Origin of the sequence: Cellulomonas humilata, from assembly GCF_030814415.1 — a bacterium.
Taxonomy (GTDB): Bacteria; Actinomycetota; Actinomycetes; order Actinomycetales; family Cellulomonadaceae; genus Cellulomonas; species Cellulomonas humilata_A.
On the sequence record NZ_JAUSVB010000002.1, the window covers coordinates 743,682 to 763,824 of the forward strand.

14 protein-coding genes are annotated in these 20,143 nt (G+C 72.0%); 6 read left to right on the forward strand and 8 right to left on the reverse strand.

The annotated features are described in order from the left end of the window. Nucleotides 1–4 precede the first annotated feature (4 nt). Genes J2X26_RS09440 through J2X26_RS09450 form a run of 3 tightly spaced genes read right to left on the reverse strand, consistent with a single transcriptional unit; the run spans nt 5 to nt 3,503 of the window. Entirely contained in the window at nt 5–985 is a 981-nt protein-coding gene (locus tag J2X26_RS09440; RefSeq protein WP_307491701.1) for an endonuclease/exonuclease/phosphatase family protein, read from the reverse strand. Then, nucleotides 982–1,794: a 3-methyl-2-oxobutanoate hydroxymethyltransferase gene (gene panB / locus J2X26_RS09445; protein ID WP_307491703.1), complete on the reverse strand. Its 813-nt coding sequence runs from the start codon at nt 1,792–1,794 to the stop codon at nt 982–984. The genes J2X26_RS09440 and panB overlap by 4 nt, the downstream gene beginning before the upstream one ends. Before the next feature lie 23 nt (nt 1,795–1,817). After that, nucleotides 1,818–3,503 carry an NAD+ synthase gene (locus J2X26_RS09450; protein ID WP_307491705.1) on the reverse strand — a complete coding sequence of 562 codons (1,686 nt, stop codon included), beginning with the start codon at nt 3,501–3,503 and terminating at the stop codon, nt 1,818–1,820. 81 nt (nt 3,504–3,584) lie between these two features. Here J2X26_RS09450 and glnA point away from each other — a divergent pair, with 81 nt between their 5' ends. Together glnA and J2X26_RS09460 are read left to right on the forward strand one after the other, a co-directional pair. Beyond that, complete coding sequence (gene glnA / locus J2X26_RS09455; protein ID WP_307491707.1) at nt 3,585–4,922, forward strand: type I glutamate--ammonia ligase; 1,338 nt, start codon at nt 3,585–3,587, stop codon at nt 4,920–4,922. Beyond that, nucleotides 4,919–7,966: a bifunctional [glutamine synthetase] adenylyltransferase/[glutamine synthetase]-adenylyl-L-tyrosine phosphorylase gene (locus tag J2X26_RS09460; protein ID WP_307491708.1), complete on the forward strand. Its 3,048-nt coding sequence runs from the start codon at nt 4,919–4,921 to the stop codon at nt 7,964–7,966. The genes glnA and J2X26_RS09460 overlap by 4 nt, the downstream gene beginning before the upstream one ends. Here J2X26_RS09460 and J2X26_RS09465 read toward each other — a convergent pair. Then, complete coding sequence (locus J2X26_RS09465; RefSeq protein WP_307491709.1) at nt 7,957–9,138, reverse strand: AI-2E family transporter; 1,182 nt, start codon at nt 9,136–9,138, stop codon at nt 7,957–7,959. The genes J2X26_RS09460 and J2X26_RS09465 overlap by 10 nt on opposite strands. A gap of 170 nt (nt 9,139–9,308) precedes the next feature. Between J2X26_RS09465 and J2X26_RS09470 the strand changes: the two genes are divergently transcribed. After that, entirely contained in the window at nt 9,309–10,967 is a 1,659-nt protein-coding gene (locus J2X26_RS09470; RefSeq protein ID WP_307491710.1) for a hypothetical protein, read from the forward strand. A 7-nt stretch (nt 10,968–10,974) separates the two neighbouring features. Here J2X26_RS09470 and J2X26_RS09475 read toward each other — a convergent pair whose 3' ends face one another. Together J2X26_RS09475 and J2X26_RS09480 are read right to left on the reverse strand one after the other, a co-directional pair. After that, complete coding sequence (locus J2X26_RS09475) at nt 10,975–12,519, reverse strand: DUF4153 domain-containing protein (protein WP_307491711.1); 1,545 nt, start codon at nt 12,517–12,519, stop codon at nt 10,975–10,977. Between the two features lie 117 nt (nt 12,520–12,636). Next, nucleotides 12,637–14,619: a pectate lyase family protein gene (locus tag J2X26_RS09480; protein ID WP_307491712.1), complete on the reverse strand. Its 1,983-nt coding sequence runs from the start codon at nt 14,617–14,619 to the stop codon at nt 12,637–12,639. Nucleotides 14,620–14,723: 104 nt separating this feature from the next. Here J2X26_RS09480 and J2X26_RS09485 point away from each other — a divergent pair, with 104 nt between their 5' ends. After that, nucleotides 14,724–15,266 (forward strand): NUDIX domain-containing protein, encoded by a 543-nt coding sequence (locus J2X26_RS09485; RefSeq protein WP_307491715.1) that lies wholly within the window; start codon nt 14,724–14,726, stop codon nt 15,264–15,266. A gap of 6 nt (nt 15,267–15,272) precedes the next feature. Here the strand turns inward: J2X26_RS09485 and J2X26_RS09490 are convergent, their stop codons facing one another. Together J2X26_RS09490 and J2X26_RS09495 are read right to left on the reverse strand one after the other, a co-directional pair. After that, nucleotides 15,273–15,482, reverse strand: a complete 210-nt coding sequence (locus tag J2X26_RS09490) for a chemotaxis protein CheW (RefSeq protein ID WP_307491716.1) — start codon at nt 15,480–15,482, stop codon at nt 15,273–15,275. A gap of 138 nt (nt 15,483–15,620) precedes the next feature. Beyond that, the gene (locus tag J2X26_RS09495; RefSeq protein ID WP_307491718.1) at nt 15,621–17,474 is read right to left on the reverse strand and encodes a carboxypeptidase-like regulatory domain-containing protein; all 1,854 of its coding nucleotides are present in this window, start codon (nt 17,472–17,474) and stop codon (nt 15,621–15,623) included. Between the two features lie 217 nt (nt 17,475–17,691). On the opposite strand from J2X26_RS09495, the gene J2X26_RS09500 reads away from it, so the two are divergent. Together J2X26_RS09500 and J2X26_RS09505 are read left to right on the forward strand one after the other, a co-directional pair. Next, on the forward strand, nt 17,692–18,465 hold the full coding sequence (locus J2X26_RS09500) for a hypothetical protein (protein ID WP_307491720.1): 774 nt from the start codon (nt 17,692–17,694) through the stop codon (nt 18,463–18,465). 50 nt (nt 18,466–18,515) lie between these two features. Continuing rightward, nucleotides 18,516–20,045: a Ppx/GppA phosphatase family protein gene (locus J2X26_RS09505; RefSeq protein ID WP_307491722.1), complete on the forward strand. Its 1,530-nt coding sequence runs from the start codon at nt 18,516–18,518 to the stop codon at nt 20,043–20,045. The last annotated feature ends 98 nt before the right edge of the window (nt 20,046–20,143 follow it).

A 20,143-nucleotide genomic window follows, 5' to 3' on the forward strand; every position in this document is an offset into this window, starting at 1 on the left:
ACGGTCAGCGGCGGGCGAGCGTCGCCACGATCGGCCGGTGGTCGCTGGCGCCTGTCGGCGGGAGGACCTCGAAGCCGGTCACGCGCCAGGCGCGGGCGTCGACGAGGACGTGGTCGATCGGTGCGGCGAACACGGTCGGGACGTCCGCCGGCCACGTGCCCGACGAGGCGGCACCGGCGGCCCGGGCGGCGTCCACGCACGGCCCGAGGTCCTGGAGCCCGGGATGGTCGAGCGTCGCGTTCAGGTCGCCGGCGACGATCGCCCCGGGTGTGGTGCTGCACTCGTCGGCGATCAGGCGGGTCTCCGTCCGCCAGGTCGGCATCGAGATCCGGTTGCCGGGCGCCACCGGGTGCGCGGCCACGAGGACCGGTGAGCCCAGCGGCTCGACCGGTTCCGTGCGCAACGAGCCGAGGCGGGTCGGCAGCGGCTGTGCGACCGGGTAGGTGCCGACGTCGGGGGAGACGAGCAGCGCGGTGCCGGCGATGAACGAGGTGTTCCCGTCCGCGCTCAGCACCTGCATCGGCCGGCCGGCGGCCCCGAGCCGCTCCGCCGTCGACCGCGCAACGTGCGCCGACGTCTCGGGCAGGACGACGACGTCGGCGCCCTGCTCCAGGACGAGGTCGGCGAGCACCTCGGCGCCCACCGTGTCGAGGGTGTTGAAGGACAGGACGACGACCTCGTCGCGAGGTCCCGGAGTCGCCGCCTCCTGCGGGTACGACCGCACGACGAGCACCGCGGCCTGCGCGGCGGCACCCAGGGCGAACGCCAGGGTCAGCGGGAGCAGCCGACGGCGCGACCACGGGACGGCGACCAGGAGGGTGACCGCGACGGCGGCGCCCACCCCGAGCACCGCACGGAACGAGACGACCTGCGCGACCGGGTAGACGCCCGACGCGACCGGGACCGCGAGCGCGACGAGCGCACCGCCGACGACGGCCGCGAGGACCCAGACGACGACCCGGAGGGCCCCGCCCCCCGACCTCACGCGTCGAACTGGTGGTCCGCGTCGGGGAACGTGCCGCCACGCACCTCGTCGGCGTAGGCCGCCGCCGCTGCCTTGAGCGCCGCACCGACCTCGCCGAACCGCTTGGCGAACCGCGGGGACCAGTCCGTCATCCCCGCCATGTCGACCCAGACCAGCACCTGGCCGTCGCACTGCGTGCCGGCTCCGATGCCGATCGTGGGGATGTGCAGGATCTCCGTGACGCGTGCGGCCACCGGCGCGGGCACCATCTCGAGGACCACGGCGACCGCGCCGGCCTCCTGGATGGCCACGGCGTCCTCGCAGAGCAGCTCGGCAGCGAGGTCGCCGCGGCCCTGCACGCGGGGGCCGCCCAGCAGGTTCTCCGACTGCGGCGTGTAGCCGAGGTGCCCGACCACGGGGATGCCGGCGTCGGTGATCGCCTTGATCTGCGCGGCGACCCGCTTGCCGCCCTCGAACTTCACCGCGGCGACGCCGGTCTCCTTCATCATGCGCACCGAGGTCGCCAGCGCCTGCGCGGGGCCGGCCTCGTAGGAGCCGAACGGCAGGTCCGCGACGACGAACGCGCGCCTGGCGGCTCCGGCGACGGCGCGTGCCGGGGGGATCAGGTCGTCGACCGTCACCGGCAGGGTCGTCGTGTGCCCGTGCATGGTGTTCCCGATCGAGTCGCCGACCAGCAGCATGTCGATGCCGGCCTCGTCGAAGATCCGGGCGGTGACGGCGTCGTAGGCCGTGAGCATGGTCAGGCGCTCACCGCGCTCCTTCGCCTCGCGCAGGTGGTGCACGCGCACGCGCTTCGGGGTCGAGGTCATTCGTGGAGCTCCTGTCGGGGTGGTCACGGCTCGCGCCACTGGGTGGTGATGGGCAGCCGGCGGTCTCGGCCGAATGCCAGCGCGGTCACCTTGGTGCCCGGCGGGTACTGGCGTCGCTTCCACTCGGCGCGGTCGACGAGGGCGAGGACCTTGTCGACGACGGCGGGGTCGAACCCGCGGGCGAGCAGCTCCGCACGCCCCTCGGCGTTCTCGACGTAGGCGTCGAGGACCTCGTCCAGGATCTCGTACGGGGGGAGCGAGTCCTGGTCGACCTGGCCCGGGCGCAGCTCCGCCGACGGCGGCTTGGTGATCGAGGACTCCGGGATCGGAGGGAGCTCGTCGGGACCGAAGACGCCGTCCAGGGCCGCGTTGTTGCGCCAGCGGGCGAGCGCCCACACGCGGGACTTGTCGATGTCCTTGATCGGCGCGAAGCCGCCGACGGCGTCGCCGTAGATCGTCGAGTAGCCCACGGCGAGCTCCGTCTTGTTGCCGGGGGCGAGCACGAGGTGGCCCTCGGAGTTGGACAGCGCCATGAGGATCACGCCGCGCACGCGGGCCTGCAGGTTCTCGGCCGCGAGCCCGTCGAGCGCCAGCTCGCCCTCGAAGGCGTCGACCATCGGGGCGATCGGCTGCACCCGGTAGTCCGCGCCGATCCGCTTGGCCAGGTCGGCCGCGTCGTCCTTGCTGTGCTCCGAGGAGTACACCGACGGCATGGACACGCCGACGACGTTCTCGCCCCCGATCGCGTCCGCAGCGATCGCGGCGACGAGCGCCGAGTCGATCCCGCCCGACATCCCGAACACCACGGACCGGAACCCGTTCTTCGTCACGTAGCCGCGCAGGCCGGTCACCAGGGCGCGGTAGACCTCCTCGTCGGGTGCGAGCGGGGGTGCGACGACGCCGGTCGCGGGGGCGTCGTCGTCGCCGAGCAGGTCCCACACCAGCAGGTGCTCCACGAACTGCGGGGCGCGCGCGAGCACCGTGCCGTCGGTGGCGATGACGAAGGAGCCGCCGTCGAACACCAGGTCGTCCTGCGCGCCCACCAGGTTCACGTACGCGACGGGAGCCTCGACCTCGTGCGCGCGGCGTGCGGCCAGCTCGACGCGCTGGTACCCCTTGCCCTCCTCGTACGGCGACGCGTTGAGCACCACCAGCAGGGAGACCTCGTTCTCGTCCATCTGCGATACGGGTCCACCGTCCTGCCAGATGTCCTCGCAGATCACGACGCCCACCCGTCGGCCCGCGACGTCGATCACGCAGACGTCGTCGCCGGCCGCGAAGATGCGGTACTCGTCGAAGACGCCGTAGTTGGGCAGGTGGTGCTTGTCGTACCGGACCTGCACCTGGCCGTGCTGGAGCAGGACCGCCTGGTTGGTCGGGCGCCTCGGGCCCTCGGGCGCACCGGGCTCGTGCACCGGCGTCACCGACTTCTCGCCGACGGTCCCGACGAGGACGGCCAGGTCGCCGAGCCCGTCGGCGGCCAGCGCCGCAGCCGTGCGCTGCAGCGCGGCCTCGGCCCCGCGGCGGAACGACGCACGCAGCGCGAGGTCCTCGATGGGGTAGCCGGTCAGCGTCATCTCGGGGAAGACCACCAGGTCGGCGCCCGCCTGGGCGGCCGTCCGGGCCCAGTCGAGGACGGCCTGGGCGTTCGCGTCGACGTCGCCCACGCGCGTGTCGATCTGCGCGAGAGCGATGCGGGGGGAAGGCATGTGGCCGAGCCTAACCATCTCGTGCGACCCGCCCCGGACAGTGGCCGTTCACCGGACCGTTCATCAGGCAGGATGTACCGCATGGACAGGCAGCAGGAGTTCGTGCTCCGCACGGTCGAGGAGCGGGACATCCGCTTCATCCGTCTCTGGTTCACCGACGTGCTCGGGATCCTGAAGTCGGTGGCGGTGGCACCCGCAGAGCTCGAGGCCGCCTTCTCCGAGGGGATCGGGTTCGACGGCAGCGCCATCGAGGGGCTGACCCGGGTGTACGAGGCGGACATGATCGCCAAGCCCGACCCGTCGACGTTCCAGATCCTGCCCTGGCGGGGGGAGCGGCACGGCACCGCCCGCATGTTCTGCGACCTGCTGACGCCGGACGGCGAGCCGTCGCTCGCGGACTCCCGCACGGTGCTCAAGCGGGCGCTGTCGAAGGCCGCCGACCAGGGGTTCACCTTCTACACGCACCCCGAGGTCGAGTTCTACCTGTTCGACGCCCCCGCGGACCCGACGCTGCCGCTGGTGCCCGTCGACCAGGGTGGCTACTTCGACCACGTGCCGCGCGGCACCGCGCACGACTTCCGCCGCGCCGCGATCACGATGCTCGAGTCGATGGGCATCTCGGTGGAGTTCTCCCACCACGAGGCCGGACCGGGCCAGAACGAGATCGACCTGCGCTACGCCGACGCCCTGACCACCGCGGACAACATCATGACGTTCCGCACGGTGGTCAAGGAGGTCGCGCTCGAGCAGGGCGTCTTCGCCAGCTTCATGCCCAAGCCGCTGGCCGACCAGCCCGGTTCCGGCATGCACACGCACCTGTCGCTGTTCCAGGGCGACCGCAACGCCTTCCACGAGCCCGGCGGACACCTGGAGCTGTCCAAGACCGCGCGCTCGTTCATCGCGGGGCTGCTCAAGCACGCCGCCGAGATCACGGCGGTCACCAACCAGTTCGTGAACTCCTACAAGCGGCTGTGGGGCGGTGCCGAGGCGCCGAGCTACGTCTGCTGGGGCCACAACAACCGCTCCGCGCTGGTCCGCGTGCCGATGTACAAGCCCGGCAAGGGCAACTCGAGCCGCATCGAGTACCGCGCGGTCGACTCCGCCACCAACCCGTACCTCGCGTACGCCCTGCTGCTCACCGCCGGCCTCAAGGGTGTCGAGGAGGGCTACGAGCTGCCGGAGGGTGCCGAGGACGACGTCTGGGAGCTCACCGACTCGGAGCGGCGCGCGCTCGGCATCGAGCCGCTGCCGACGTCGCTGGACGCGGCGATCTCGATCATGGAGAAGTCGGAGCTCGTCGCGGAGACGCTGGGCGAGCACGTGTTCGACTACTTCCTGCGCAACAAGCGCCAGGAGTGGGAGGCCTACCGCTCGCAGGTGACGCCGTACGAGCTGCGGCGGTTCCTCCCGGTGCTGTGAGCGTGAGCTCGACCTCTGCCGGGCGCGGGTCGACGCTGGCCGGTCGCCTGACCCGGGTCGGGGTGTCCGACGCCGGCCGTGCCGAGCGGCTGCTCGCGGACGCGGCGCTCCTGCAGGTGGTCGACGCGCCCGCGGACGTGCTGATCCCGCCGCTCGCGGACGTCGCGGACCCGGACCAGGCGGTGCTCGCGCTGGCGAAGCTCGCCGGCGCGGTCGTCGGGGACCCCGAGCTGCTCGCGGTCCTGCGGGACATCCTGGAGGAGGACGGTCCGCCGCGCGCCCGGCTGTTCGCGGTGGTCGGCGCATCCGTGGCACTCGGGGACACGCTCGTCGCGCACCCGGAGACGCTGCGGGTGCTCCTCGACGACGTGCCCGGGACGGGCGTCCCGGTGGCCGAGGTCCGGGCCGAGCTGCTGCACGCGGTCGCAGCCGACGCGGACGCCGACGTCCCGGTGGCGACGCTGGCGGGGGCGGCCGGGACGGATGCGATGCGGCTCGCGTACCGCACGCGCCTGCTGCGCATCGCGGCGACGGACCTGACCAGCACCGACCCGCTCAGCCGGCTGCCCGGTGTGGCGGCCGCGTTGGCGGACCTGGCGGGTGCGGCGTTGGAGTCGGCCCTCGCGCTGGCCCGTGCCGATCTCGACGACCACGGCCGAGGCGTGCGCCTCGCGGTCATCGGCATGGGGAAGTGCGGTGGCCGCGAGCTCAATTACGTGAGCGACGTCGACGTCATCTACGTCGCCGAGCCCGTCGACGGGGTCGACGAGGCCGAGGCTCTCGCGGTCGGGGCGCGGCTCGCCGCGGGCCTGGCGCGCGTGTGCTCGACGCCGTCGGGCGAGCCGGCGTTGTGGCCGGTCGACGCCGCGCTGCGACCCGAGGGCAAGAACGGGCCCCTCGTGCGCACGATCGCGAGCCACAAGGCGTACTACGAGCGCTGGGCCAAGACCTGGGAGTTCCAGGCGCTGCTCAAGGCGCGACCGCTGGCGGGCGACGAGGCGCTCGGACGCGAGTACGTCGAGATGACGCAGCCGTTCGTGTGGAGCGCCGTGACCCGCGAGCACTTCGTCGAGGACTCGCAGGCGATGCGCCGCCGGGTGGAGGGCCACGTGCCCGCGGCGGAGGCCGACCGGCAGCTCAAGCTCGGGGTCGGCGGCCTGCGGGACGTCGAGTTCACCGTCCAGCTCCTGCAGCTGGTGCACGGGCGCGCGGACGAGACGATCCGCAGCCCCAGCACGTTGACGGCGCTCGCCGCGCTGGCTGCCGGGGGGTACGTCGGGCGCTCGCACGCGGCCCACCTGGCTGTCTGCTACCGCCTCCTGCGGGTGCTCGAGCACCGGATCCAGCTCCACCGGTTGCGCCGCACGCACCTCATGCCGACGACCGAGCCGGACCTGCGCAGGCTCGCGCGCTCGATCGGCATGCGGGCCGAGGGCGCCGACGGCCTGAACGACCGCTGGCGCGCGACGCGTCGCGAGGTCCGAGGCCTGCACGAGGAGCTGTTCTACCGGCCGCTGCTGCCGGCGACCGCCCAGCTGTCGACCGCGGAGGCCAGCCTCGCCCCGGAGGCCGCCAAGGCCCGGCTCGCAGCCATCGGCTACACCGACCCTGCGGGCGCCATGCGCCACATCGCGGCGCTGACCGAGGGGGTGTCGCGACGAGCCTCGATCCAGCGGCAGCTGCTCCCCGTGATGCTCGGGTGGTTCGCGGACGGCGCGGACCCGGACGGTGGCCTGCTCGCGTTCCGGCGCCTGTCCGACGAGCTGGGCACCACGCACTGGTACCTCAAGCTGCTCCGTGACTCGGGCACGGCGGCCCGTCGGCTCGCACAGGTGCTGTCGACGTCCCGCTACGTCGCCGACGCCCTCACGAAGTCGCCCGAGTCCGTGACGTGGCTGGCCGACGACGCCGACCTTGTGCCCCGCACGTTCGAGCGGCTGACCGCCGAGGCCGACGCGATCCTCACGCGGTCCGACGAGCAGGTCACGGCGGTGACGGCCCTGCGCGGGCTGCGTCGGCGGGAGCTCTCGCGGACGGCCGCGGCGGACGTCCTGGGCGTCGTCACCGGCGAGCGTGCGTCGCGGAGCCTGAGCGTCGCGGCCGACGTCGTCCTCGTCGGCGCCCTGCGCGTGGCGGAGTGGGAGGCGCGCGCGGACAAGGGGCTGGAGACGAGCCCGACGCGGCTGCTCGTCGTCGCGATGGGTCGGTGGGGCGGCGCGGAGATGGGCTACTCCTCCGACGCCGACGTGCTGTTCGTGCACGATCCCGTCGAGGGGGCGGACCCGCGGGCGGCACAAGAGTTCGCGCTGCTGGTGACGACGAAGCTGCGCACGCTGCTCGGCACCGTCGGGCCGGAGCCGACCCTGGAGGTCGACGCCGACCTGCGCCCGGAGGGCCGCAACGGTCCGCTGGTCCGGTCGTTCGACTCCTACGCCGAGTACTACGAGCGCTGGTCCTCGCCGTGGGAGTCCCAGGCGCTGCTGCGGGCGCGCCCGGTGGCCGGTGACGACGAGCTCGGCGAGCGGTTCCTGCGGCTGATCGACCCGTTGCGGTACCCGGCCGGCGGGGTCGAGCCGGCGGTGGAGCGTGAGGTGCGCCGCATCAAGGCCCGGGTCGAGTCGGAGCGGCTGCCGCGAGGCGTCGAGCCCGCCCGGCACCTCAAGCTGGGACGCGGTGGCATCGCGGACGTCGAGTGGACCGCGCAGCTCCTCCAGCTCCAGCACGCCCACGAGGTGCCGGCGCTGCGCACGACGGCGACGCTGGCGGCCCTCGAGGCGGCGACGGAGGCGGGTCTCCTCGACGCCGACGACGCACGGGTGCTGAGCGAGGCGTGGCTCCTGGCGAGCCGGCTGCGGGACGCCAACGTGCTGTGGAGCGGTCGCGGGGGAGCGCACGCGGACGTCCTGCCGCACGACCGGCAGGCTCTCGCCGGGCTGGCCCGCGTGGTCGGGTACCCCGCCGGGTCCGGCGGTGAGCTCGAGCAGGACTACCTGCGGACCGCGCGACGGGCCCGCGCGGTGGTGGAGCGCGTCTTCTACGGCTGATCTTCCGGGCCCTCCGACGGCTCGTCGGGCTCGTCCTCCGGCATGTCGACCCACCCTCGCTGCCGTCGCATCGCCTGCTCGTCCTCGCGGAGCAGCTCGTCGTCGACCAGGTCGTGCCGGCGGATGTAGGTCGACGAGACCGCCTGGATCGTCGCCGCGACCGGCAGTGCGAGGAACGCCCCGATCGGGCCGAAGACCGCGCCGAACGCGATCACCGCGAGGAACGCGATCGCGGGGTTGATCTCGAGCGACCGCTGCGAGACCTTGGGCGAGAAGATCAGGTTCTCGACCTGCTGGTACCCCACGATGAACGCCAGCGTGAGCAGGCCCTTGACGGGGTCGACGGCGAGCGCGACGGCGATGGGCAGCGCGCCGCCGATGTACGTGCCGATGGTCGGGACGAACTGCGAGACCACGCCGGTGAACGCCGCGAGCGGCAGCGCGTACGGGATGCCGAGGATCGTCAGGAAGATGAACGTGAAGAACGTCGACAGCGCCGCCAGCACGATGCGCGAGCTGATGAAGTCGGCGACCTTCTCCTGCGAGACCTCCCACAGGCGCAGCACCTCGCGCTGCCGGGCGGGGGCCAGCATCCGGCAGATCGCCGCTCGGAGCTTGGGGCCCGCGCTCGCCATGTAGTAGACGACGAGTAGGACGGCGCTGGCGGTGAACAGCCCGCCGACGATCGTCGAGCCGAGGCCGATGAGGCCCGGGGCCAGCTGCTGCCAGTTCTCGCTGAGCCCGACGAGCAGGTCGTCCGCCTCTGGCATCTCGACCGGGAACCTCTGCGTGACCCAGTCGGCGAACTGCGCGTAGTACTCCGGCAACGACTGCACGAGCTCGATGACCTGCGTGACGAACAGGCCCCCGAACAGCGCGATCACCGCGAGGATCCCCACCAGCGAGGCGATCATCACCAGCCCGGTGGCACGTGTGCGTCGCAGACCGCGAGCGACCAGCCACCGGATGGGCGGCTCCATCGCCAGCGCCAGGAACCACGAGATCACCACGATGAAGATGACGTTGCCCAGCACGGACAGCGCCCGCCACGTCGCGAGCCCGAGGAAGACCGCGAACCCGGTCATCAGGAGCGCGCGGGGGAGCCACGCCGGAGGCTTGCGGGGGTCCCGCGCGCCTACGCGGACCGGGTGAGTCACAGGGATGTTCGGCATCGTGTCCCCCGTGCGGGCAGGCGAGCGGGCTCGCGGGCGGCGTTCGTCTCCGTGGCACCGTACCGGTCGACGCGGCTCGCGACGGTGACCCGCGCCGAGCCGGTGCGGGCCTGCCTCTCGCGCTCTGAGCAGCGCTACTGACATGCTCGGCTCGTCGCAACATGTCCGACATGTCGGGAGGGCACTTCGTGGTCGAGAACAAGCCGTCGCCCCGTAAGCCGCGAGGAACCGGCGCGAAGCCGCCGGCCGGAGCCCCGGACCCGTCGGTGGGCACGCCCGCCACGGACGACGCCGCGGCGACACCGGACACCGAGTCGCCCTACGTGACGCCGGACGAGGAGATCCCGGACGACACCGGGCCGTCGGACGCGGTGGCGTCGCCGGAGGACGAGAACGACACGGCCGAGATCCCGACCGGATCGCCGCACGACACCGCGGAGATCCCGACGAGCATCGACGTCCAGGTCCCCGCGTCCTCGCCGGCCGAGGACCGCGCCGTGCTGCTGGCCCGCCTGCAGCTCCTGGAGACGGAGAACGCGCGCCTGCGGGCCACGGCGACCGTCCCGCCGCCCGCCCCGGTGGCACCCCGTCCCCGGCGCAAGGTGGGCCGCTCGACCGCCGCGGTCGTCCTGATCCTCATCGGCGCCCTGCTCGCTCCGATCGCGGTCGTGGGCAGCTGGGCTCGCGGGCTGGTCGTCTCCACCGACAACTACGTCGACACGGTCGCGCCGATCGCCGAGGACCCGCTGGTGCAGTCGGCCGTGGCGAACCGGATCACCATCGCCGTCGTCGACGCGCTGAACGTCGAGGAGCTCACCACGCAGGCGACCGACGCGGTCGCCGGGCTCGACCTGCCGCCTCTGGTCGGCCAGGCCGTCACCTCGTTGCAGGCGCCGCTGCAGGAGGCGATCACCGGGTTCATCCGCAAGAACGTCACCAAGATCGTCAGCTCGGACGCCTTCGAGAACGTCTGGGAGGAGGCCAACCGGGCCGCCCACGAGCAGATCGTCGCGACGCTGCGAGGCGACCCCGACGCGCTCGCCCAGATCAGCGACACGGGCACCCTGACGCTCGACGTGACCCCGATCATCGAGCAGGTCAAGACCTCGCTGGAGGAGGCGGGCTTCACGCTGGTGAGCCGGATCCCGACGATCAACGTGACGTTCCCGATCGCGTCGAGCGCCGACCTCGTGCGGCTGCAGAGCGCGTACCGGCTCATCGACATCGTCGGCGGGCTGCTGCCGTACCTGTCGCTGGCGCTGCTCGCCGCCGGCGTCCTCGCCGCACAGCACCGGTCGCGGGCGCTGGTCGTGGCGGGGCTGTCACTGGCGGGCGCGATGCTCCTGCTCGGGATCGCGCTGGCGCTCGGCAGATCGCTGTATGCCAGCTCGCTGCCGCCGACCGTGCAACGCGTGGACACCGCGGTCGCGATCTACGACCAGTTCGTCTCCCTGCTGCGCATCGAGCTGCGGGTCGGCCTGGTGCTCGGACTGCTGCTGGCGATCATCGCGTTCGCCGCGGGCGGCACGACCGCGGCCAGGCAGCTGCGCGCGTCGTCGTCCCACGCGTCAGCCTGGCTGCGCAGTGCGGGGGATCGCCGGGGCATCAGCACGGGACCGGTCGGGGTGTGGCTCGACGAGCAGCGCACGCTCGTCCGCGTCGTGATCATCGCCCTGGCCGCGCTCGCGCTCGTCCTGGCGGACCGGCTCACCCCCGCGTACGTGGTCGGGGTGTTCGTCATCGCGCTCCTCGTGCTCGGCCTGGTGACCCTACTCGCACGACCCCGAGGTGCCGTACCCGTCGAGGAGGAGGAACCCGTCCTCGTCTGACCGCGGATCACCGGTCCGACGTGCACCACCGGTCGCTGTCGGGCTGCTCGGTCGCCAGCACCTGCGCGGCGCGTTCCCGGCCGAGGTTCCAGCCGCCGATGCCCGTGGACGACGCGACGCTGGTCGACGCGAGCAGGCACTGACGCAGCGCCGGGTCGCCCTCGATCTCGTCGTAGGCCGGGACCGCGTCGGCGGACAGCCCGGCGAGGTAGTCGGCGTCGAGGGTGGTGACCAGGTCGGCCGTGGTGTTGTGGCGGACGATCTGCGCGTCGGGGTTGACGAGGGCGAGGCCGAGCATCGCCACGCCCACCACCTGGAGCACGGCTCGCGGCAGCCATCCGCCGCGCCACCGGATCCCCGCCACGAGCAGCAGCACGAAGACCGCGGCGAGGGCGATCTCCGTGACGGTCACGAACACGCGCAGCCGTGTGAGCCCGAACGCGTCGACGTACAGGTCCATCCGGCGCAGCGCGGACGCCACGACGCCCAGGGTCCCCACGCAGAGCGCACCGAGCGCCAGCCGGGAGACCAGCCTGTCTCGGGGGGTCTCGCGGGGTGCGCGCCGCGCGGCGACCGCCACGACGACGAGGGTGAGGACGGTGACCGCCACCAGCTGGGCGAACCCCTCCCGCGCGTACTCGGCGTAGGTGAGACCCTCGGTCTCGAGCACGTGGCGGTGGCCGCCGAGCAACGCGCCGACCTGGACCGTCACGAACAGCAGGACCATCGCGTCGAGCGCGAGGACGGGGAGGAGCCACTCGGCGCGCTTCGCGGCCGGCCGCGGTGCGAGGCGGGCGTCGGACCAGCTGGGCGGCGCGAGAGCCAGGTGCGCGAGGGCGGCCGCGACGACGGCAACGAGCACGCCGACGACCAGCTGGCCCGGGAGCAGGTCCGCCTCCACGCGCGGCATCATCCGGGCGAAGACGCGGTCGGCGCTGGCGAACAGCAGGCCGAACACCACCAGCAGGCCGACGGTGATCCCCACGCTGCGCAGCGCGACGAGCAGCTGTCCGCGACGCGCGCCCGCGAGGGTCTCGATGCCCTTCGCCACCCACGGCATCGCGCGGACGGTGCCCGCAGCCCAGGTCAGCGGCGCGAGCACAGCGGCGGGGGCGGAGCGGGTCGACGTCACGGCGACCACGCCGGTCCAGGCGGCGACGAGCGCGCAGAGCACGACGACCCAGCCCGCGTCGCGCAGGGCGACCACGGCGAAGAGCGTGATCGACAGTGCCGCGGTGATCAGGTCGTTGACGTTCCGGCGACGGATCAGTGCGGGCGCCGCTGCGGCCCAGACGACCAGCCCGATCAGCGCGGCACCGAGGCCGGGCTGGTGGCCGACGAGCAGCACGGCGCCGACCACGCCCACCACGCCGCACAGGACGAGCGTGCTCGCGGCCACCGGTCGTCGTCGCTCCGCCCAGAACGCGGTCAGCACCTGCGCGAGGCGTCCGGCCTCGCGCGGGACAGGCACGCCGCGGCCCGCCACCCAGGTGGGTGGCGGGCCGGGGAGAGCAGGGGGAGTCGGTGGCGTCGGTGCTCCGGTGTCGCTCATGGACGACAACGTAGGACCGCGTGTTCTCGCACGTCAGGGACTTGCGCGCGGGTCCCGTGCACGTTGTGTGCAGTGGTGCCGGGACTCTCCACAACTGACTCCCAGCCCGCGCACAGGTCAGCGCTTCACGGTCACCGCCCGCTCCGCCGTCGGCGTGCTCCCGGCGTCGTTGCTGAGCACCGCGACGAACCGGTAGGTGCCCGGCTCGAGACCCGTCACCGTCGTCCGGACGGTCTGGCGTCGCGGGGTCGCCGCGGTGAGGTCCTGCTCGTCGACCAGCACCCCGTCGCGGTAGAGGGCGTAGTGCGTCGCGTTGGTGCCCCACCACAGGTTGGTCGTCACGGTGAACGAGCCGTCACCGTCGCGGTTGTCGTCGGACAGGACCGCGAGCGCGGGCGACGCGTCCTTGACGACGACGGTGCGCGGTCGTGACGTGCTGGTGCCGTACGGGTTGAGCAGCTCGACCACGTAGGTGTAGGACCCGTTCACCCTGCCGGTGATCGGGAACTCCACCGTCTGACGGCGGGGGGTCGTACCGGTGAGCCACTGGGCGCCGACGAGGACGCCGTTCTCGTAGAGCTTGGCGACCGTCGCGTTCTGGCCCCAGTAGAGGTTCGCGGTGACTGTGTAGGAGCCGTCGAAGAGGCCGGTGCCCTGGCCGTTGTCGTCGGAGAGCACGGCGACACCCGGAGCGGCCGTGGCCACGGGGGTACCGGAGGAGAGCACGCCCGCGCCGGCCTCGGCACGGACGATCGCCGGGACGTCCTCGACCGGGTCGAGCGTGTAGTCGTACACGTCGGCCGGGTTCCACCGCGCCGTCGCGGCCAGCGGGACCGGCGCCGTCGCGTTGAACGCGGCGAGGATGTCGGTCGGCTGGCCGTTCACCGTCGAGCCGGTCTCGAACAGCTGCGTCCCTGCCCAGCGCGTGATGATGCGTGCCGGGTCGACGCCGGGCGCCAGCTCGAACGCGTTGCTCTCCGCGTAGATGCTCGACTCGATGCCGGCGCCCCAGTGGTACTGGAACAGCCCCTCGGTGGTCTGCGTGTAGAGGTTGTCGTAGAGGTGCACGTCGCCGAACCGCACGCGGGGCGCCCGCTGGCCGATGTCGACCCAGTGGTTGTGGTGCAGCGTGACGCGGTGCTGGCCGCGGTCCTGCGGCCGGGAGTCCGACGAGCCGATGAGCTCGGTCTTGTCGTGCTCCGTGAACGTGTTGTAGCTGACGGTCACCAGGTCGGAGCCGTGCGTGATGTCGAGCAGGCCGTCGTGCGTCTCGAACGGACGGCCGAAGACCACCGGAAGCGCGGAGTGCGGGTGGGCACCGTCGTCGAACGAGTTGTGGTCCACCCAGACGCTCGTCGACGTCCACACCGAGACGTTGTCGTACGCGGAGTTCCAGTTGCCGACGGCGGTGTCGGTCGGGTCCCAGACGGGGAAGCAGTCGTACGCGTCGGCGACGGTCAGGTTCCGGACGATGACGTTGTGCGCGTCGCGAATCCGCATGCTGGCGCCGACGATCTGCGCGTCGTCACCGACACCGACCAGGGTGACGTTCGAGCCCACGTGCTGGAGCGTCGTCGTCGCCTGGATCGCCGCGGCCGCGATGCGGGCGTTCTCGAGGGGTCCGCTCGGCTTGACCTTGCCCCACGGTCCGGCGGGGTCGTAGTACGCGATGTAGTCGGCCACGCTGAACGGCCGGCCGGTGTCGGAGACCGTGACCTGCTGGGCGAAGCTGTGGCAGGTCGCCGGGTCGAAGGCCGTGATGGTCCCCGTGACGTAGATGATGCGGGGGACGGTGTTGGTGCGCGCGTCCGTCTGGCTGCCGCCCGCCTTTCCGGCGAGGGCGTCGCGCAGCTCCTGCCACGTGTCGACGACGTACACCTGGGAGGCGTCCGCGGCGGCCCCGCCGGTGGTCCCGGTGGCGACGGTGGGCTTGCCGTCGGGGACGGTCGGGCCCTCGTAGGAGGCCCAGCCGTCGCCGGGCGGGAGGACCTCACGGCCGAGGTCGACGGCGGGGGGCGGGGGAGTGGCACTCGCGGTCGTCGGGGGGAGCAGGAGAGCTCCTGCGGCGAGGGTGACGACGAGGGTACGACGAGCTCTCATGAGACGTCCTTGTCTCCGACAGGTGGGTGAGAAACCGGTTTCCGTAAGGTGTCACATCCTGTCCGGTAAGCGCAATCCCTCCGACCGTCTGAAAGGCTTCTCTCATGACGCTCTGGCGCACGCGCAGCTCGACGACCGTGTACGAGAACCCCTGGGTCCGGGTGCGGGAGGACGCCGTCGACCGCCCGGACGGCAGCGCGGGGATCTACGGCGTGGTGGAGGTCCGCAATCCCGCGGTCTTCATCGTTCCCGTCACCGCCGACGACGAGGTCGTGCTCGTGGAGGTCGACCGCTACACGACCGGAGTGTCGCTCGAGGTCCCCGCGGGTGGCTCCGACGGCGAGGACCTGCTGCTCGCGGCGCAGCGGGAGCTGCGGGAGGAGACCGGTCTGGTCGCGGACTCCTGGGAGCGCGTGGGATCGATGTTCGCGCTCAACGGGATCTGCAACGCGCCCGAGCACGTCTTCCTCGCGCGCGTCCTCCGACCGTCCGGCGAGCCCACCGAGCACGCCGTCGAGGGCATCACCGCAGTGCGGACCGTCCCGTGGACGGGCGTCATGGCGATGGTCGCGGACGGCACGATCACCGACGGCGAGACCGTCGCGGCGCTGATGTATGCCGCGATCGCCCTGCGCCGGATCGCCTGACCTGCGTCAGACGACGAGGCTGAGCGCTGCACCGATCAGCGCAGCCATCACCAGGCCGGCCACGGCCCAGGCGAGCATGCTCCCCGCCAGGTACACCGAGTAGCGCGTGCGCTCACCGGTCGACTCGCCCCAGACCGGTGCGGGTGCCCACCGGACGGTCTCGACGAGACGTCGTACGCGGTCACGCGGGGTGGGGGACGGGTGGACGGCGGACATGGTCGCTCCTGGTGGGTGCATTCGGACAGAGCCGGGGTTGCCGGTACCACCATCGTGCCCCGCCAGGGCCGTCTGCGGACGGGTCCTTGGTCCTGACTCGGGGGCGCCCGGTGCGACCGGACGCCCCCGAGACCGCCGTCAGTGGCAGTACAGCCGCTGGAGCGTCTGACTCGTGTCGAGGTACCGACGCGTCACCCAGCCCAGGTTGACCGAGTAGGCGCACGCCGGGTCGGCCGACACGTCGATCGGGAGGCCGCCCGTGAACGAGCCGTTGTGCGGGCCGGACGCGCCGCCCCGGAACGAGTAGCCCCCCGTGGTGAACGCACCCGAGGGCGTCTCCGGCGGGATGTGCACAGAGCCCCCGTTGTTGTTGATCGTGACGGAGAAGTTCCTCAGGTGCGGGTGGTCCACCGTGTACAGCAGGTGGATCAAGGTCGCGCCGGACAAGGGGTTGCAGCCGTTGAGCCGCAGCTCCTCGAGGTCCAGCGTGGCGATGACCGCCGAGTTGTCGAAGATGATCGAGTCGAGCTGGTCGGTGTGCGTCGTGGCGTTGGTGACGGCGTCGCGCACCTCGAAGCCCACGCGGTACCGGCGGACCGGCTCCTGCTCGGCCGAAGGCAGGGTCTCGCCCGCCTGCGCCTTCGGCAGACCACCAGGCTTCTTCGTCGGGTGCAGTGCCGTGATGGGCGCCGTGTTCAGCTCCAGCAGGTCGAACGTGCGCAGGAAGTTCGACCCGCTCACGTTGACCACCGCGGTCGAACCGGGCGGGTTGTACATCGGCACGGTGACCGGCAGGCCGTCGATCTGCACGAAGCCGTCGGCGTCGAGGTTGGCCGCGGTCACCACGACCGACACCGACTGCGCCTGGCTGTTGCCGTCGGTGTAGAACACGTAGCCGACGTGCGTGCCGGTGACCTGCGTCGTCACGGGCGTCAGGCTCGCGGGGGCGACGGTCGGCGGGTTGGCCGGGTCCTCCGCACCGGTCCAGGTGTACTCGCCCACCAGGAACCGGTACTTCAGCGGGTGCCCGGTGCCGATGTCGGTGAGCGGGCAGTTGCCGCGCAGCGTCACGGTCCCGCCGAACACGTACGCACCGCCCGCGGGATCGGCGTAGCCGAGCGTGTCGAACGTGGAGCCCGGCTGGCCGTTGCCCGGGTGGATGTCGAACACCTCGACCTGCTGCCAGTGCGGCACGGTCTCGGGACCACCGGGCAGCTTGTCGGTGCACAGGTCCAGGCAGAAGCAGTGCCCCACGTTCTGCCGGCCAGGCTTGCGACCGTCCGACTGCGTCTCGGTGATGATCGGCTGCCCGCCGAGCTCCACCTTGACGTAGACGTCCGGACCCTCGGTCAGCTCGACGTTGATGTACGGCGAGAACGGTGTGCGCCGGAAGTTCGACGCGAGGTACGTCAGGACGTAGTGGCCGGTCCCGTCGGTGGTGGCGGTGCCGAGCGGGTCGTCCTGCAACCAGTCGGCGTCGAAGGCGGAGACGACCGCACCCGGGATCGGGGTCTTGTCGTCGCACGTCGTGATCCGGCCGCTGATCGTCCAGATGCCGAACAGCGCCAGGATGTGGCACCAGAACCGGTTCGGGATCGCGTACTCCCAGACCGCGATGACGCGGTCCTCGGTCTGCCGCCAGCGGGGCTGGAGCGTGGTGACGGCGAGCTGGCGCGGCTTCGAGGTCGGGTCCTGCCGCGGCCGCGGCGCCTTCTCGACGTACAGGTCGAGGTCCAGCGGCCCGCCGTCGTACTCCTTGTCGTCGATCGTCAGGACGTACGCTCCCGAGTCGTCGACGCGGGCCACGGCTAGCGGTGCCCCCGTGCGCTCGCCCTCGGCGACCTCGTGGAACGTCTCCTTCTCGTCCGCCACCGCCTGCTCGGTGGCTCGGTCGCCCGTCGACCGGTACGCGCGCAGCTCGAGGCCGGCGAGCGGCTCCCGGACGTCGTGACACAGCGTTCCCCACAGGGATCCGCGGATCTCGTATGCCATGGTCTTCTGCCCCCAGATGAGTGCGGGCACCTCGATGTGCCCGCTCGAAGACCAGGAGCGGTCTGGCGACGTGCCAGATACGTCCCGATTGTCCGGTGGGAGCCTGGACCGGCGCACCGGTGTGAGCGGAGGCGCGGAATCGGCATGCGGGGGCGCCGATCGGCGTAGATTGACGCACGTCGGAGCGCCCTGTGCGGCGCGGGCGGGAAAGGGCGACGTGGCCACCACGGGAGGCGTGCTGCTGTCCGACGAGCTGCTGCGGCTGCGAGAGCTGGTCAGCGAGGCTGACGGCATCGAGCTGAAGGTGACGGTGCCCGAGGTCGCGCACCGTTCGACGACCGCGACGCTCGGCCTGGACCCGATCGATGCCCAGATCCGCCACGTGTACTTCTTCGACACCCCGGATCTCGCGCTCAACAAGGTCGGCGTCGTCGTGCGGGCGCGGCGGATCCAGGGTGGCGGGAACGACTCGGTCGTGAAGCTGCGGCCCGTCGTCCCGAGCGAGCTCCCGAGGGACATCCGCAAGTCGCCGAACTTCAGCGTCGAGGTGGACATCGTCCCCGGCAGCTTCGTGTGCTCCGCGTCGCTGAAGAACAAGCTCCCCGCCACCGCGGTCCGGGCCTCGGCGTCCGGTGAACGGCCGTTGCGCAAGCTGTTCTCGAAGGAGCAGCGGGCGTTCTTCGCCGAGCACGCCCCCGACGGTCTGACGATCGACGACCTGTCGATCCTCGGACCGATCTTCGTGCTCAAGCTGAAGGTCGTGCCGGAGACGTTCGACCGCCGGCTCGTCGCCGAGATGTGGTTCTACCCGGATGGCTCACGCATCCTCGAGCTGTCCACCAAGTGCCTCCCCACGGAAGGCATCGCTGTCGCCGGCGACCTCCGGCGGCTCCTCGGCGACAAGGGCGTCGACATCACCGGCGCACAGCAGACCAAGACCAGCACAGCTCTGGAGTTCTTCTCCGCGGAGCTGCAAGCAAAGCCGGCATGAACCCGGCCGCACTGTGCCGACGGTCGCGCAATCCGAGGAGGTGGTGACCGATGGGGCAGACGGAGATCATCCCTCGGTGGGAGTGGCGCACGTTCGGCGTGGCGTTCGGCCCGGCAGAGGACTTCCTGGCCGGCCAGGTACCCACGGGCACCAAGGAGAGCGACGAGCTCTACCTCCTGTCGGTGCGCGGCGACACCGTCAAGGTGCGCGACGGCCTCATGGACATCAAGCTCATCCGTGAGGTCGGCCTCGGTGGGCTGGAACGGTGGGAACCGGTCCTCAAGGCTCCGTTCCCGCTCGGCCACAGCGACATCGCCGCGATCTTCGCCGCGCTGCGTGAGCCGATGCCCGACCTGGCGCAGGAGACCTACAGCCTCGAGGAGCTCCTCCGGGAGCTGGTCGACCCCCACCCCGGCGTTCGGGCAGTTCCCGTCCGCAAGCGGCGCGTCCGCCACACGATCGAGGGCTGCATCGGCGAGCTCTCCGAGGTCGAGGTCGGCGAGTGGGTCACCAGGACGATCGCGATCGAGTCGGAGGACCGGGACGCGGTCGTGGCCGCCGTCCGAGCCGTGGGGCTGGGCAACCGGGTCAACACGAGCTACCCGCGTGGCCTGGGCGCGCTGTTCGACAACGCGCCGCCCAGGTACGCGACCATCGACGTGGGCACCAACTCGGTGAAGCTCCACATCGGCCAGCCGATCCTGGGCGGGCGGTGGGAGGCGTTGGTCGATCGCGCCGAGGTGACCCAGCTCGGCGCCGGGCTCGCACAGACGGGGAGGGTCTCGCCGGCGGCCATCGAGCGCACGACACAGGCCATCCGCGGCATGGTCGAGGAGGCCCGCGAGCACCTGGTCAGGGAGATCGCCGCCGTCGGGACCGCCGGGCTGCGCATGGCCGAGAACCGCACCGAGGTCCTGGAGTCGATCGAACGGGCGACGGGGGTCTCCGTGGAGGTCATCTCCGGTGACGAGGAGAGCCGTCTGGCCTACGTCGCCGCCCTTGCCGGCCTCGGCGGGTCGGACGGCGCGGTGGTGGTCTTCGACACCGGCGGCGGCAGCTCACAGTTCACGTTCGGCCACGGCGACGTGGTCGACGAGCGATTCAGCGTCGACGTCGGCGCGGCCCGCTACACGGAGCGCTTCGGGCTCGACAGGCAGGTCTCCCCGGAGACGCTCCAGGATGCCCTGGCGGCGATCGCCGCGGACCTTGACCGGCTGGACGACCGGCAGGCGCCGGACGCCCTGGTGGGGATGGGCGGTGCGATGACCAACCTCACCGCCGTGATGCTGGGACTCGCGCGCTACGACCCGGTCGCCGTCCAGGGCTCGGTGCTCGAGCGCGCCGAGGTCGAACGCCAGATCGAGACGTACCGGTCGCTCGACGCCGACGGACGCCGGTCGATCGTGGGGCTGCAGCCGAAGCGCGCCGAGGTGATCCTCGCCGGCGCCTGCATCGTGCGCACCGTCATGGACAAGCTGGGGATGGATCGGTTGACGGTCAGCGACCGCGGCCTGCGGCACGGCCTCATCCACGAACGCTTCGGCCTCGGCGAGCGGGAGGCACACCCGAGGTCGGCGTGAACCACCGGGCCATCAGAGCTCTGACCCCCGGCTTCCGACACCGAGTGCCTGGTGCGACAGCGCAGACCCTCGGGGCGACCTCGGCGTCCGCCGTGTTG

Bases quoted from the DNA above. Each gene is read 5' to 3' on its own strand.
- J2X26_RS09490 (WP_307491716.1), bottom strand. From the start codon at position 15,482: ATGTCCGCCGTCCACCCGTCCCCCACCCCGCGTGACCGCGTACGACGT.
- J2X26_RS09475 (WP_307491711.1), bottom strand. From the start codon at position 12,519: ATGAGCGACACCGGAGCACCGACGCCACCGACTCCCCCTGCTCTCCCC.
- J2X26_RS09485 (WP_307491715.1), top strand. From the start codon at position 14,724: ATGACGCTCTGGCGCACGCGCAGCTCGACGACCGTGTACGAGAACCCC.
- J2X26_RS09450 (WP_307491705.1), bottom strand. From the start codon at position 3,503: ATGCCTTCCCCCCGCATCGCTCTCGCGCAGATCGACACGCGCGTGGGC.
- panB (WP_307491703.1), bottom strand. From the start codon at position 1,794: ATGACCTCGACCCCGAAGCGCGTGCGCGTGCACCACCTGCGCGAGGCG.
- J2X26_RS09480 (WP_307491712.1), bottom strand. From the start codon at position 14,619: ATGAGAGCTCGTCGTACCCTCGTCGTCACCCTCGCCGCAGGAGCTCTC.
- J2X26_RS09505 (WP_307491722.1), top strand. From the start codon at position 18,516: ATGGGGCAGACGGAGATCATCCCTCGGTGGGAGTGGCGCACGTTCGGC.
- J2X26_RS09495 (WP_307491718.1), bottom strand. From the start codon at position 17,474: ATGGCATACGAGATCCGCGGATCCCTGTGGGGAACGCTGTGTCACGAC.
- J2X26_RS09470 (WP_307491710.1), top strand. From the start codon at position 9,309: ATGTCGGGAGGGCACTTCGTGGTCGAGAACAAGCCGTCGCCCCGTAAG.
- J2X26_RS09465 (WP_307491709.1), bottom strand. From the start codon at position 9,138: ATGCCGAACATCCCTGTGACTCACCCGGTCCGCGTAGGCGCGCGGGAC.
- glnA (WP_307491707.1), top strand. From the start codon at position 3,585: ATGGACAGGCAGCAGGAGTTCGTGCTCCGCACGGTCGAGGAGCGGGAC.